The 12673-nt window shown below is 70.2% G+C and carries 13 protein-coding genes; 2 read left to right on the forward strand and 11 right to left on the reverse strand.

Features of this window, described 5'->3' with window-relative positions:
* Nucleotides 1–101: 101 nt before the first annotated feature.
* On the reverse strand, nucleotides 102–575 hold the full coding sequence (locus tag ACZ6JT_RS03015) for a DUF5709 domain-containing protein (RefSeq protein ID WP_469206555.1): 474 nt from the start codon (nucleotides 573–575) through the stop codon (nucleotides 102–104).
* Nucleotides 576–691: 116 nt separating this feature from the next.
* Nucleotides 692–1312 (reverse strand): endonuclease, encoded by a 621-nt coding sequence (locus tag ACZ6JT_RS03020; RefSeq protein WP_469206557.1) that lies wholly within the window; start codon nucleotides 1310–1312, stop codon nucleotides 692–694.
* A 594-nt stretch (nucleotides 1313–1906) separates the two neighbouring features.
* Here ACZ6JT_RS03020 and ACZ6JT_RS03025 point away from each other — a divergent pair.
* The gene (locus tag ACZ6JT_RS03025) at nucleotides 1907–2101 is read left to right on the forward strand and encodes a DUF6243 family protein (RefSeq protein ID WP_469206558.1); all 195 of its coding nucleotides are present in this window, start codon (nucleotides 1907–1909) and stop codon (nucleotides 2099–2101) included.
* Nucleotides 2102–2431: 330 nt separating this feature from the next.
* Here the strand turns inward: ACZ6JT_RS03025 and ACZ6JT_RS03030 are convergent, their stop codons facing one another.
* Both ACZ6JT_RS03030 and ACZ6JT_RS03035 read right to left on the reverse strand, forming a co-directional pair.
* The gene (locus ACZ6JT_RS03030) at nucleotides 2432–3634 is read right to left on the reverse strand and encodes an MFS transporter (RefSeq protein ID WP_469206559.1); all 1203 of its coding nucleotides are present in this window, start codon (nucleotides 3632–3634) and stop codon (nucleotides 2432–2434) included.
* A gap of 231 nt (nucleotides 3635–3865) precedes the next feature.
* Nucleotides 3866–4702: a hypothetical protein gene (locus tag ACZ6JT_RS03035; protein WP_469206561.1), complete on the reverse strand. Its 837-nt coding sequence runs from the start codon at nucleotides 4700–4702 to the stop codon at nucleotides 3866–3868.
* A 126-nt stretch (nucleotides 4703–4828) separates the two neighbouring features.
* Between ACZ6JT_RS03035 and ACZ6JT_RS03040 the strand changes: the two genes are divergently transcribed.
* Nucleotides 4829–5578 carry a thioesterase II family protein gene (locus tag ACZ6JT_RS03040; protein ID WP_469206563.1) on the forward strand — a complete coding sequence of 250 codons (750 nt, stop codon included), beginning with the start codon at nucleotides 4829–4831 and terminating at the stop codon, nucleotides 5576–5578.
* Nucleotides 5579–5600: 22 nt separating this feature from the next.
* Here ACZ6JT_RS03040 and ACZ6JT_RS03045 read toward each other — a convergent pair whose 3' ends face one another.
* The 7 genes from ACZ6JT_RS03045 to ACZ6JT_RS03075 all read right to left on the reverse strand — a co-directional run bounded on the left by ACZ6JT_RS03045 (nucleotide 5601) and on the right by ACZ6JT_RS03075 (nucleotide 12669).
* Nucleotides 5601–5861, reverse strand: coding sequence for a phosphopantetheine-binding protein (locus ACZ6JT_RS03045; protein ID WP_469206565.1), 261 nt, complete (start codon nucleotides 5859–5861; stop codon nucleotides 5601–5603).
* Nucleotides 5854–6828 carry a TIGR03560 family F420-dependent LLM class oxidoreductase gene (locus ACZ6JT_RS03050; protein ID WP_469206567.1) on the reverse strand — a complete coding sequence of 325 codons (975 nt, stop codon included), beginning with the start codon at nucleotides 6826–6828 and terminating at the stop codon, nucleotides 5854–5856. The genes ACZ6JT_RS03045 and ACZ6JT_RS03050 overlap by 8 nt, the downstream gene beginning before the upstream one ends.
* Nucleotides 6825–7175 carry a PqqD family protein gene (locus tag ACZ6JT_RS03055; protein ID WP_469206569.1) on the reverse strand — a complete coding sequence of 117 codons (351 nt, stop codon included), beginning with the start codon at nucleotides 7173–7175 and terminating at the stop codon, nucleotides 6825–6827. Before ACZ6JT_RS03055 ends, ACZ6JT_RS03050 begins: the two co-directional genes overlap by 4 nt.
* Entirely contained in the window at nucleotides 7172–9583 is a 2412-nt protein-coding gene (locus ACZ6JT_RS03060) for a beta-ketoacyl synthase N-terminal-like domain-containing protein (protein WP_469206572.1), read from the reverse strand. The genes ACZ6JT_RS03055 and ACZ6JT_RS03060 overlap by 4 nt, the downstream gene beginning before the upstream one ends.
* Nucleotides 9584–9794: 211 nt before the next feature.
* On the reverse strand, nucleotides 9795–10619 hold the full coding sequence (locus ACZ6JT_RS03065) for an ATP-binding cassette domain-containing protein (protein WP_469206574.1): 825 nt from the start codon (nucleotides 10617–10619) through the stop codon (nucleotides 9795–9797).
* The gene (locus ACZ6JT_RS03070; protein WP_469206576.1) at nucleotides 10619–11710 is read right to left on the reverse strand and encodes an ABC transporter permease; all 1092 of its coding nucleotides are present in this window, start codon (nucleotides 11708–11710) and stop codon (nucleotides 10619–10621) included. Before ACZ6JT_RS03070 ends, ACZ6JT_RS03065 begins: the two co-directional genes overlap by 1 nt.
* The gene (locus tag ACZ6JT_RS03075) at nucleotides 11707–12669 is read right to left on the reverse strand and encodes a sugar ABC transporter substrate-binding protein (protein ID WP_469208156.1); all 963 of its coding nucleotides are present in this window, start codon (nucleotides 12667–12669) and stop codon (nucleotides 11707–11709) included. The genes ACZ6JT_RS03070 and ACZ6JT_RS03075 overlap by 4 nt, the downstream gene beginning before the upstream one ends.
* Nucleotides 12670–12673 lie beyond the last annotated feature (4 nt).

Genomic DNA, 12673 nt, shown 5'->3' on the forward strand with positions numbered 1-12673 from the left:
CCCGTGGATCCCGCTCGGACGCCCTGATCGGTTCCGTGGCCGTGATCGCACCGCCCGAACGGCAGTCGGCTGCGGCGCGGCCACGGGACCGCCGGCGGGCGCTATGACTCCGCCTCCGCCTCCACCTCATCGGTGTCCGGGACGACGTGCACGGCCGCCTCTTCCGCGGACGCCGCCCCCGCGTCGATGCCGACATCGTGCGCGAGGACGCTGTTGCGGTGGGGAGTGGCGGTGGCGGGGGCCAGCCGTCCGGCGCGCTCTCCGCCCGCCTGCGGGTCGACGGGCTCCCCCTCTCCGTCCGTCAGGTCCCCGATGCCGTCTCCGGTCGGGGGCTCCGGCTCCGGTTGTTCCCGGGCGAGGCGGGCGTCGAGGCTCTCACCCCTGCGCTGGCCCTCGGCCGTGGTGTCGACCCGATCGCTCGCGTAGGGCCGCTCGGGTGGCGAGTACCCCTGGTCGAGCTGTGCGTCCGTGTCCGGTTCTCCGAGGCTGTCGTCCATGTCGGGCTGGAGTTCGGAGGGCTCGTCCCCGGGCTGGGGCTGGTAGACCTGGTCTCCGCGGGCATCGCTCTCGCTCATGGCGCGTCCTCTCGTCGTCGCGGCACCGTCCGACGGAACCGCACTCTCCCCGCGCCTCCCCTGAATCGCACGGATCACACGCGGCGCGATGGCGGGAGGCTGCCGGGTGGCGGCCGTCAGGACCGCGGGGAGGAGAGTCCGGCGCGGACCAGGGCGGCCGCCAGCCTGGGCAGGTCCTCGCTGCCCACGAGACGCGCCAGGCGCTCGGGGGTCTGTGGGAGCCCGAGGGCGGCCGCGGCGCGGCGGGCCCTGCCGTCGAAGGCGGGGCGCAGCTCGGGCCACACCCCCTGGGACTCGCGGCAGAAGATGTCGGCGCCCACGGGTCCGATCCGCGGAACCTCCTGGAGCAGGTCGCGGATGCGGCCGGGGTCCCCGTCGGCCGCACTGCGCAGTGCGCGCAGGTCTCCGCCGTACCGGTCGAGGACGAGTTCGGCGCTCGAGCCGAGTGCCGTCGCGGTGCCCTCGTCGTAGCGGCGGTAGTGAGCGCGGCCCAGCGCGTCCACCCTGTCCTGCCAGGAGGAAGCCGCCATCGCCCGGGGCGTGCGCCACCCCGCGGCGTACACCTCGCGGGCAGCGGCCACCGCGATGTCGGCCTTGATGCGGACCGAGAACAGCAGGCACAGCGTCAGCAGTTGGTACAACGGCATGGGCGTGTTCCCCATGCGGATGCCCGCCTCCTCGGCGTGGGTCCGCCCGTGCTCTGCGAGCAGCTCCGCTACGGTGGCGCGCTGCGTCATGACGGGCCTCGCAGTCGTTACAGGCGTTCCGGTCGGGCGCGCCGTCCGTTCGTCGTGGCGCCTCTTCGGGGCCGCTGCCCGTTTCCCGATGGGCGAAACGCACCGCATCCGGCCGGCTGGCCGCGCGGTAGGGATGCGCGCGGACCGCGCGGACGCCGCGACCCGCCCGAGCGTGCGGGCCGGTGCGGCCGACCGGGCCCGCCGGGGGTCGGGCGTACCGACACAGCCGGCCCGCACGTCCGCGTCCCGCCGTACTCCGATCCGGCCCGCCCGCCTCGGTGAACTGCCTGTCACCGGCTGTGGTACGTCGCGGTCCCGCACCGCAAGCGCCGAGTGGGCCGCCGCCGCCCCAGCGGGGCTCCGCCCTCGTGGTGCCGGCCGTCGACTTCGTGCTGATGCCTCTTGTCCCAGCTACGTGGGTTGGCGTGGGGGGCCGACGGAACCGGGTACCGTCTTTGTCATGTTCTTCCAGGGGCCGATTGACGAGTGAGGGCGTGATGGGCCCCTGCTGACGTCCTTCGACGTCGCCGCCCGTCCCCACCGATGAATCCGTAGATCCCTTTACTTCACTCCACTTCACTACCGGGAGAACCCGTGACCGTGAGCAAGAACATCAACAACCCCGTGGGCCAGGGCGGTGGCCAGCGCAAGAGGCTGTCCCGCGCCGAACGGCAGAACAACGGCCCGCACCGCAACCTCGACCGCCGGGGTGCCGCCGACCAAAAGGCGGAGCTGGTCCGCAAGATGCGCGAGAAGGCCGGCGCGGCCGAGGGCACCGCGCAGCGCTGACGGGCGACCGACCCGGGACGGGTCCCGGGGCAGGCGACGGATGGCATCCGCCCGTGCCTTCCCCTTCCGCCCCACCGGTCCCAGCCGACCGTCGCCCGCTTGGGGGCCGGTCTGCTGCCGGCGTGCGGATTCCTCATGTGGGGCGCGGGACAGGCCGGCGCCATGAGCACGCACCCGCGAAAAGTCGGCCGGCACGGAAACGCCGGACGCGCCCCGCCGCGTAGGCGCGATGGGCGGGCGGGTGAGCCGTACGAGGTCACGGCGGAGCCGGGAAGGCCCGGCGCCGCGGTCTGGGTGACCGGGGCGCCGGGCCTTCCCGGGCGTCGAGGCTCACTCGCCGGCGAGGGCCTCGGCCTTGACCGGCGGGTTCGAGCGGGACCAGCTGCGCTCGATGAGTGCGCATATGAAGCCCGCCACGGTGACGATCACGGCGAGCACGATCCAGCCGGGCTTGCCCCAGTTGACGCACATCGCGATGACGACGATCGGCGCCACGGCCTCGGAGAGGCCGTGGCCGAGCCCCATCACTCCCTGGTACTGGCCCTGGGCCTCGGGCTTGGCCAGCGCGAACGACAGCTCGAACGTACCCGCGGCCTGCCACACCTCGGCCAGCGAGTGCACCACGATGCCGACGAGGAGCAGGGCGACCGCGATCCACGCGGAGGGTCCAGCCGATACCGCCATCAGGATCCATGCCACCAGGAACATCGGTCCGGACAGCGCGAGCAGCCGGGCCGCCGAACGCGGGTCGGTGATGGACCGCGTAGCGGGAACCTGAGTGGCGGCGACGATGACCGCGCCGAGGAACAGGACGATCGCGGCCATCCACCGCGGCGCGTTCGTCCGCAGGACGATCCACACCGGCAGCGCCTGGACCAGTACGAAGTACTGCAGGCTCGCGACGGACGAGGCGGCGGTCAGACCCAGGTAGGTCCGGTCCCGCAGCGCGAGCCATCGGGGCGTCTTCTCCTCGGCGGGGTCCTCGGCATCGGAGGTCCGGGTCGGGGGGAAGTTCGGCAGCCGCGTCAGGATCGCGGCGGCGATCAGGAAGGTGAACGTGTCGATGAGGATCATCGTGACGTACGCCGCGCGCGTGTCGATGGCCAGGACGACCGCGGCCCCGATCGTGCCCACCGCGATCCCGACGTTGGTCACGGCCCGCAGGTAGGTGCGCAACCGTGCGCCCTCGCCCGCCTCGGTGAGCACGCCGATCATCGCCCCGCGCGCGCTGACCGTTCCCGCACGGCCGACCGCGGCCGCGGCGGCCACCACGAAGAGCGGCCACATGCTGTGCACCAGCAGCAGGCTGACGCTGGCCACCGCCTCGATCAGCATGGAGCCGATCACGACGTTCTTGGAGCCGCGACGGTCGGCCAGGTCGCCGATGAGCACTCCGGCGCCGAAGCCGGCCAGCGACCCGACGGTGAGGCCGATGCCCGCAGCCGTCGGGCTCAGCCCCGCGGATCTGATGAGGAAGATCGTGCCCGCGGACAGGAACATGCCCATGCCGATGGTGTTCACGATGGTCGACATCGCCAACAGCTTCTGGTGGGGATCCTCCGGACCGCTCACCGCGGCACGGAGCTTTGCCCACGAGGTCGTCGGGCTCACCGGGTCACCCCGGCTGGGCTCACGCCGGTCTCGGCGGCGAACGGGCTGCCCGCGGCGGCCTCCCGTGTGGCGATGATCACTCTGTCTCCTTCTCGACTGCGGGGTACGCAGGGGTGATGTGCTGGCCTGGCCGTGCCGGTTCGGCGAGGGTGATCAGGGGGTGGCCAGGAATGCGTCCTCGAGCCGGACGATGTGCGACTGGGTCCAGCGGGCGACGCGCAGGGCGCAGTCGGCGTCGGACTCCCCGGGGCGCAGGCCGTCGAGGACCATGGTGCGGTATTCGTCCACACCGATTCCGCACTGCGGGGTGCTTTCCAGGCGACGGAGCAGCCACTTCTTGCGTCGGCAGAGTTCTCCGGAAAGCGCGAGGGCGGCGTCCGTCATGAATCCCGCGGCAAGGCCGGCGGAAACGCGGGCGGTCTTGAAGTCACCGGAGTCGAGCTGACCCATGACATCGGTGAGGCAGTTCTCCGCGTCGGCCTTCAGGAATCGGGCGAGCGACCGGCTGTACGACGAGCTGCGGAGCAGTTCGCGCATTTCCTTGAAGAAGGCCTCGTTCTTCAGCGGAATACCGATGGAAAGCCGGTAGATGAAGTCCTGGAGGAAGTCGCCGGTGTTGCAGAATTCGACCTCCTTTTCGAGATAGGACTTGAGCACCGTGGCGAGGGTGCTGGTCGGCCACACCCTCAGGTCGACGCGCTGGTCGCCGTAGGCGCCCATCCAGATGGTCCAGCGCACCCCGCTCGGGTCGGAGCTCTGCCAGGTCTCCATCGTCTCGTCGACGGGAAGGTCGAGGTCACCGTCGGCGAAGGCGTACATGTCGATGTCGCTGAACGTGTTGCCCCAGCCGGCGGCCGTCGATCCCGTCATGCAGACGGCTTCGGCCTCGGCCAGTCCCGGAAAGCGCTTGAGTATGGCCTCGAACGACAGGTCGGGCCGGGCGAGAACCGAGGGCTGCTCGACAATGACCTCGACGCTTGGATTGAACATCAGAATCCTCTCGAATGGTGTGGATCAGCATGCTGGAAGTGGCTTCCCAGGGCAGCAGCCGGGATTAATCTACGTTGCCTTGATCGCGCTGCGGATCACCTGCAGAACATGCTAGGATCCGCGCCCATGGACATATCAAATTATGCGGCGATATCGAAGAAATCATCGAAGCTCGTTCCGTGGAGCACGGAAACGGCGACGGGGAATGACACCGCACTCGTGTGCATTCCGTGGGCCGGCGCCGGAGCGACTCCGTTCCGACCCTGGGGTCCGGTGGTCGGGGACGCGGCCGACGTGTACGGCGTACGGCTGGCCGGCCGCGAGAGCCGGCAGACGGAGCCGCTGCCGACGTCCCTCGACGACGTCGTCGACGAACTGGTGGCGGAGCTGGTCGCACTGGACGTCCCGCGCGTCGCGCTGTTCGGCCAGTGCTCCGGCGCCCTGCTCGCCTACAAGACGGCGCAGCGGCTGCAGCGCTCCGCCGACGGCCCCGAGGTCGCCCACCTGCTCGTCGCCTCGCAGCTTCCGCCGCGTGTCCTGGCGGACGGTGACGACGAGTCGGGTGAGGACCTCACGCGTTACGTGCCCGAGCACCTTCGTGAAGAGCCTGAACTCCTCGAGGTGCTCCTGCCGATCCTCTCCGCCGACATGCGGCTGGTCGCCGACTACGTCTACACGCCGGACGCGCCCCTCGACGTGCCGATCACCGTCCTCTACGGCGGGAGCGACGACCTGCTCAGCGGGTCCGAGGTCGACGGCTGGCGCCACGAGACCACCGGCCGGAGCACCTTCCACGAGGTCGCCGGAGCCGATCATCTCTTCGGCGGCGCCGCGTGGTTGGAGCTCGCCGAGGCGATCCGCACCGCGCTGAAGTAGGCGCCCGGAGCTCGCGGTCGGCCTACCCATCGCCGAGGAAGGCCGCGAGCTGTCGGACGGTCGGGCGGGAGAAGACATCGACGATCTTGACGCCCGGCCAGCGTCGACGCAGGACACGGACCACGTCGACGACCATGACCGACGTCGCGCCCAGGTCGAAGAAGCCTTCGTCGGGGTCGACGGTGTCCAGGCCGAGTGCCCCGGCCCAGACCGCCGCGACGACGTCGGTGGGATCGCCGTCCAGGTCGACGTCGGTCGCTGAGGTGCTCGGCAGGTCAGTCATCCATGGCCTCCCGCAGCGTCGTGCCGACCAGGCTCAGGTGTTCCAGGTCGCCCGGGTCGAGCACGGTGACGATCAGGCCCTCGGCTCCGGCCTCGCGGTACTCCGCGATCTGGCGCCGCACTTCCGCGGGCGTGCCGCAGAGCGCGAACCCCCGGACGGCGCTCGGCGCGCGGCCCAGCAGCGTCCCGAGCCGTTCCAGCCCTTCCTGGAGCTCCGCTTCGGACTCGGTGATGATCGCGTGCCCGAGCCAGGTCTTGGTGATCTCACCGGAGTCGCGGCCCACGGCGGCGCACGCCTTCTCCAGCACGTCGATCTTGTGACGCACGGTGGCCGGCGCACCGAAGAAGTTGCAGGCGTCTCCGTAGCGGGCGACCATCGGGATCAGTACCCGCTCGCCGCCGCCGCCGATGAGGATCGGCGGGCCGTCGGGGTTGATCGGTCCGGGTACGTTGATCGGCTCGTCGATCCGGTGGTACGTGCCGGAGAACCGCGGCGCGTGCTCGGTGAACATCGCGCGGCAGATCTGTACCGCCTCGGCCAGTGCCTTGAGGCGCTCTCCGGTGGTCTGGAAGTCCATGCCGTAGGCGCGGCACTCCTCCTCGTGCCAGCCGGCGCCGATGCCGAGCATCGCGCGCCCCTTGCTGATGACGTCGATGGTCGTGACCATCTTCGCGAGCAGCGCGGGGTTACGGAATCCGTTGCACGAGACGAGCACGCCGAGCTTGGCGGTCGACGTGACGGCGGCCAGCGCCGCGATCGTCGTGTAAGCCTCCAGGATCGGCTCGTCCGGCTCGCCGACCGAGGCGATCTGGTGCACGTGGTCCATGGTCCACAGGCTGTCGAAGCCGTTGGCCTCGGCGGTCTGCGCCATCTCGACGACACGGTCGAAGAGCTGGTTGTCCATGGTCCCCGGGAAGGAGTAGCCGGGTATCTGGAGGCCGACCTTGGTGATTGCGGGGCGACTCATCCGGCGACTGCCACCAGTTCGAGCACCGCGACGTCGGCGGGCGTGACGACCTGGAGGATGCCGAGTTCGACGAGGCGGGCGCACAGGGTGAGCACGGGCTGCTCGATCTCGGCGGCCGGGAGGCCGGACTCCGCGGAGAGGTCCTCGACGATCCGGGCGATGCTGCGGCGCCCGTCGATGAGCCGCCAAACCTTGCGCGCGTCGGCGTCGATCACGTAGCGGCCGATCAGCCTTTCGATGAGGAGGCCGCCCTGGTGGCGCTCGGAGAGCTCCACCACCTGATCGGTCACGCGGGCGGTCACGTCGAGTCGGCGGATCAGGACGTCGTTGGTGTTGATGGTGCTCATGAGTTCTTCTCCGTAGCCAGGGCCTTTTCGACGTAGGTCGAAGTGGCCTCGATTGTGGGCGCGATGAAAGGCAGGTCGATCGGCAGGTCGAGGCCGAGCTCCTCGTTCAGGCAGGCCCCGATCTCCACCGCGTGCAGCGAGTCGCCGCCGAGGTCGTCCAGGAAGTGCGCGTCGTGCTCGATGCGCTCGACGCCGAGGACGGTGCGCCAGACCTTCTCGACGAATTCGGTGATGTTCGCGGTGTCGGCGCGGGTCGGCGCGGCCTGCGGGGCGCTGCCGGCCGCCTCCGGCTCCGGACGTTCGAGCCAGAACCGGCGGCGGGTGAACGGGTAGGTCGGCACGGGGACCCGGCCGCGCTGCTCGTCGCCGTAGTAGGCGGCCCAGTCGACCGCGACGCCCGCTCGCCATGCCGCGGCCGTCACGTCGGCCAGGTCGAAGGACGGGCCGACGAGGATGCGGCCGACGCCCTCGCGGACGGAGCCGGCTTCGGCGTCGGCGTCGGCCGTGCAGGCGGTGAGGGCCGCCTCCAGCGACGCGGGGTCGGCACCGGCGGCCAGCCACTGCGCGGCCGGACGTGCCCACTTCGGCGCGTCCACTCTGGCGAAGGTGAGGCCGAGGCGGAGCAGGACCCGGGCGACGCCGAGCGCGGCGAGCGCACCGGCTCGTTCCGGGGCGAGGCCTGCGAGGTCGGCGTGTCCGTTGAGTTCGGTGAGCGCGGAGCGCAGCAACGGCTCGGTGGAGACGAGCCGTTCACCCATGGCCGCGAGTTCGGCGGGGGTGCCGTGCATCGCCAGCGACCACCGTGCGGTGGGCCGGTCCGCCTCGCCGGCCGCACGCAACTGTGCGACGGCGTCGGCAGGTCCGGTGACCACGGCCGCCCAGCGGCGGGCGAACCTGGCGCGCCCCACTCCGAGCGTGTACGCGACGTCGGCCAGTTCGGCGTCGTCGGTCGGGGCCGAGGCGGCGAGCCGGTCGGCGAGCCGCTCCCGCATCCGGGCCAGCTCCTCGTCGCTGCGCGCGGAGAGCGCGAGGACCTGGCGCGGGCGCGGCGAGGGCGCGGACGGCGCGGCGGGGGCGGACTCCAGCACGACATGGGCGTTGGAGCCGCCGAGGCCGAACGAGCTGACACCGGCGATGCGCGGTCCCTCGCCGTCCCAGGGGCGGGTCTCGGCGGTGAGGGTGAAGGGAGTCGAGGCGAGGTCGATCTCGGGGTTGGGCGAGCGGAAGTGGAGTGTTCCCGGTACGACGGCCCGCTCGACGGTCAGTGCCGCCTTGATCAGCCCCGCGGCGCCCGCCGCCGCGTCGGTGTGCCCGATGTTGGGCTTGACCGCGCCGAGCACGACGGGCGTTCCGGCCGGCCGGCCGGGGGTCGCGAAGACGCGCCGCAGTGCCTCGAACTCGACGGGGTCGCCGATCGCGGTGCCCGTCCCGTGGGTCTCCACGTAGCCCACCTCGTCGGGCTTGACGTCCGCGCGCAGGAGCGCGGCACGGATGACCGCTTCCTGGCCGTTGATGTTCGGGACGGTGAATCCCCCGCGTGACCCACCGTCGTTGTTGACCGCCCAGCCGCGGATGACCGCCCTGCGGTGGTCACGGGCGGCCTGTGCGTCGGATTCGCGCCTCAGCACGACGACACCGGCTCCCGAGCCGGGGATCGTGCCGGAGGCCTCGGCGTCGAAGGCCCGGCATCGCCCGTCGGCCGACAGGATGCCGCCCTCGGTGTGGGTGTAGCCGTCGACGTCCGGCATCAGCAGGCTCACGCCGCCCGCCAGGGCGATGTCGCAGTCGCCCGCGGCCAGGGCCGAGCAGGCGAGGGCCACCGCGCTGAGCGCCGTGGCACAGCCGGTCTGCACGGTGATGGCGGGACCGTTGAGGCCGAGCTTGAAGGCGAGCCGCGGCGCGAGGAAGTCCTTTTCGTTCGCGAGTGTGATGCGTACGTCGCCGGTACGTCCCGCGCGGGCCTCCGTCGGGGCCACGTACTCGCGGAAGTAGTGGTTCTCGCCGGAACCGACGAACACGCCGACCACCGCGTCGTGTTCCCCGGCGTAGCCGGCGTCCTCGAGCGCCTCGGCCGCCACCTCCAGCAGCACGCGCTGCTGCGGATCCATGATGACGGCTTCGGTCGGCTGGATGCGGAAGTGGTCGGCGTCGAACGACTCGATGCCGTCGACCCGCGCGACCCCCCGCACGAAGTTGCCGTTACGGCTGCCGTCGTCCGGACCGGTTCCGTCGCCGGACTGCCGGTTCGACGACTCGACGCCTTCGACGAGGTTCGTCCAGTACTGCTCGACATTCTCCGCGCCCGCGAAACGGGCCGCCATACCGATCACCGCGATAGGGGGTGCATAAGGTGGCTTCTGCTGCATCTGAAGGGCTCCTGGGATCAGCGTGGCCTCGCGGCGACTCATTCGGCTGTGGCGTGCAGTGCGGCACGCGAGAAGACATCGGCGCGTGAAACTATCAGAGAGTTGACACCGGCATCAATCGTTTTGATCACTTAACACTCCGTCAAGTAATGCGGAACCAAAGGTTCCTGTGGAACACGGTGCTCACGGAAAATCCGCAGGAACGGCCGATGTCCGAATGAGACAGGCCCTACGGAGATGCCGGATAAAACAGTCAGTCAAGACGTCTTTCCAATTCGTGGCGAAGGTCGTCGAGCTCGCTGCCGCCGGCCATCTGACGGGTCAGTTCGTCCAGCGTGATGTCGCGGCGGGCGTGACTGCCGGACATCCTGCCGCGCTTGAGGAGCACGAAACGGTCGCCCACCAGGTACGCGTGGTGCGGGTTGTGGGTAATCAAGATCACTCCGAGCCCGGCGTCCCGCGCCGCGGCGACGTACTTCAGGACGACGCCCGACTGCTTGACGCCGAGCGCGGCCGTCGGCTCGTCCAGGACGAGGACCTTCGCACCGAAGTGCACGGCGCGCGCGATGGCCACGCACTGGCGCTCGCCCCCCGAGAGGGTGCCGATGGGCTGGTCCACGTCGCGCAGGTCGATGCCCATGCGCAACAGCTCCGCACGAGTCGTCCTGCGCATGGACTCCACGTCCATGCGCCTGAAGGGACCCGCGCCCTTCGTCGGCTCGGATCCGAGGAAGAAGTTCCGCCAGACCGGCATCAGCGGAACCACCGCGAGGTCCTGGTAGACCGTGGCGATGCCCAGGTCGAGGGCCTCGCGCGGGGAGCCGAGCCGCGTCACGGCGCCCTCGATCGTGAGGGTGCCCGCATCATGCCGGTGCAGCCCTGCGACGATCTTGATGAGGGTGGACTTGCCCGCGCCGTTGTCGCCCAGCACGCAGGAGATCTCACCCGCGTGCACTTCGAGGGACACACCCTCCAAGGCCCGGACGTTTCCATAGTACTTGCCGACGTCCTCCAGTTGGACGAGCGGCGTGCGGGCCGGCGCGGCATCCGGGCTGGTCACGCCCCTGCTCCCGGTCATCATGACGTCGCCTCCGCACGCTTTCGCACCCAGTGGTTGAGCAGGGTCGCCAGGAGCAACATCGCCCCCAGGAAGAACTTGAACCAGTCCGGGTTCCACTCGGCGAACACGATGCCCTTGCCGACCATCCCGAAGATCAGCGCGCCCACCGCCGAACCGACCGCGGAGCCGTAGCCGCCGGTGATGAGACAGCCGCCGATGACCGCCGCGATGATGTAGATCAGCTCGTTGCCGACGCCCTCGCCGGACTGCACCACGTCGTACGAGAACAGCAGGTGCTGGCCCGAGACCCAGGCGCCGAACGCGACACCGAGATAGAGGCCGATCCTGGTCCTGGCGACCGGCACACCGACCGCGCGCGCCGCGTCCTCGTTGCCACCCACCGCGAAGATCCAGTTGCCGGCGCGGGTGCGCAGCAGGATCCAGGTGGCGGCCGCGACCAGGCCGAGCCACCACAGGAGGGTCACCTTGTAGTCCACGCCGCCGATGGTGAACGACGAGGCGAAGACCGCCCTGGCGGAGCCGAAGCCGTCCATGTCGGCGATCGACTTCGTCGACACGGTGCCGCTGATCAGCTTGGTCAGGCCGAGGTTCAGTCCCGTCAGCATCAGGAACGTACCGAGCGTGGTGATGAAGCTCGGCAGCCTCGTACGGGTGAGCAGGACGCCGTTGAAGAAGCCGACGGCCAGGGCCACCAGGAGCGAAACCCCGACGCCCACCCACACGTTGACGGACATCTGGTAGCTGAACATCGAGGAGCACAGCGCCGAGCTCGTCACCAGGACACCGGCCGACAGGTCGAACTCGCCGCCGATCATCAGCAGCGCCACCGGCACCGCCATGACACCGATCACCGACGCCGCGTACAGGACGGTGGAGAGGCTGGAGGCGCGCAGGAAGCTGTCGGCGACGACCGCGAAGACCAGGAAGACGGCGACGGCTCCGACCACCGAGCCCAGCTCCGGACGGCCCAGCACTTTGCGCAGCGGCGGCCGCCCCAGCAGGCGTTCGTCGGGCCGCGCGGTCGCAGCGGGCGGCGGGGGCACCCCCCGCCCGGGCCCCTTGGCGGGCTTCTCGTCCAGGCCGTTCATCGGGTGCCGCGGGCGGTGTACTTCTCGAGCGCGGGCACGTCCTTGTCAGCGACGATCGCGGGCCCCGTCAGGACCGGCTTGCCACCGCCCAGGACGTTCCCGTTCGTCTTGTGCAACCACAATTCGTCCACCGCGAGATAGCCCTGCAGATACGGCTGCTGATCGACCGCGAAGCCGACCTCTTCCGCCTTGAGCCTCTTGACCACTTCGGCGTTCAGGTCGAAGGTGTCCACTTCCGCCTTGCTTCCCGCGTCCTGCTTCGCCTTTACCGAAACCGCCGCGATCGGTGCACCCAGGGTGATCACCGCGTCGATGTCCGTGGACGCCTGCAGTTTCGCACTCAGCGAGGACTGCGCCCCGGGTGCGTTGGTGCCTTCGACATTCAGGTTCTCCACCGATCCCTCGAATGTCTTCTTCACTCCGGCGCACCGTTGTTCCAGCGACACGTTGCCCTGCTCGTGGATGACGCAAAGCGCCTTCTTCTTCCCGCGCCGGCTTAATTCCTGACCCACGGCTTCACCCGCCACCGACTCGTCCTGACCGATGTGGCCGAGCGCGCCGAACTTCGCGGAGAACTCCGCCCCGGAATTGATCGTCACCACCGGGATCCCCGCTGCCGCGGCCTTGCCCAGGACGTCCTTCATCGCCTCCGGCTTGGCAAGCGTCACCACGATCCCGTCGACCTTCTTGTCGACGAACGACTGGACCAGCTCGGCCTGCCCCTTGGCTTCCTTGTCGTTGGCGTAGAGGAATTCGACGTTGTCCTTCCGGGCCGCCTGCTTGGCTCCGCTCTGCACGATGTCCCAGAACGTGTCCCCTTCACCGGAGTGCGTCACCATCGCAATCTTCAGCCGGGGGGTGTCCACGCCCTGGGCGCTCCCGCCGACGTCAGCGGAGCCGGCTTCGCCGGCCTTGCCCCCGGAGCTGCTGCACCCGGCCGTGAACGCGATCACCGCCATGCAG

Source organism: Streptomyces sp. NPDC046308 (assembly GCF_055588065.1).

Excerpts from the sequence above, each read along its gene's own strand:
- ACZ6JT_RS03015 (WP_469206555.1), bottom strand. The coding sequence starts at position 575 with ATGAGCGAGAGCGATGCCCGCGGAGACCAGGTCTACCAGCCCCAGCCC.
- ACZ6JT_RS03020 (WP_469206557.1), bottom strand. The coding sequence starts at position 1,312 with ATGACGCAGCGCGCCACCGTAGCGGAGCTGCTCGCAGAGCACGGGCGG.
- ACZ6JT_RS03030 (WP_469206559.1), bottom strand. The coding sequence starts at position 3,634 with ATGTCGACCATCGTGAACACCATCGGCATGGGCATGTTCCTGTCCGCG.
- ACZ6JT_RS03035 (WP_469206561.1), bottom strand. The coding sequence starts at position 4,702 with ATGTTCAATCCAAGCGTCGAGGTCATTGTCGAGCAGCCCTCGGTTCTC.
- ACZ6JT_RS03040 (WP_469206563.1), top strand. The coding sequence starts at position 4,829 with ATGGACATATCAAATTATGCGGCGATATCGAAGAAATCATCGAAGCTC.
- ACZ6JT_RS03045 (WP_469206565.1), bottom strand. The coding sequence starts at position 5,861 with ATGACTGACCTGCCGAGCACCTCAGCGACCGACGTCGACCTGGACGGC.
- ACZ6JT_RS03050 (WP_469206567.1), bottom strand. The coding sequence starts at position 6,828 with ATGAGTCGCCCCGCAATCACCAAGGTCGGCCTCCAGATACCCGGCTAC.
- ACZ6JT_RS03055 (WP_469206569.1), bottom strand. The coding sequence starts at position 7,175 with ATGAGCACCATCAACACCAACGACGTCCTGATCCGCCGACTCGACGTG.
- ACZ6JT_RS03060 (WP_469206572.1), bottom strand. The coding sequence starts at position 9,583 with ATGAGTCGCCGCGAGGCCACGCTGATCCCAGGAGCCCTTCAGATGCAG.
- ACZ6JT_RS03065 (WP_469206574.1), bottom strand. The coding sequence starts at position 10,619 with ATGACCGGGAGCAGGGGCGTGACCAGCCCGGATGCCGCGCCGGCCCGC.
- ACZ6JT_RS03070 (WP_469206576.1), bottom strand. The coding sequence starts at position 11,710 with ATGAACGGCCTGGACGAGAAGCCCGCCAAGGGGCCCGGGCGGGGGGTG.
- ACZ6JT_RS03075 (WP_469208156.1), bottom strand. The coding sequence starts at position 12,669 with ATGGCGGTGATCGCGTTCACGGCCGGGTGCAGCAGCTCCGGGGGCAAG.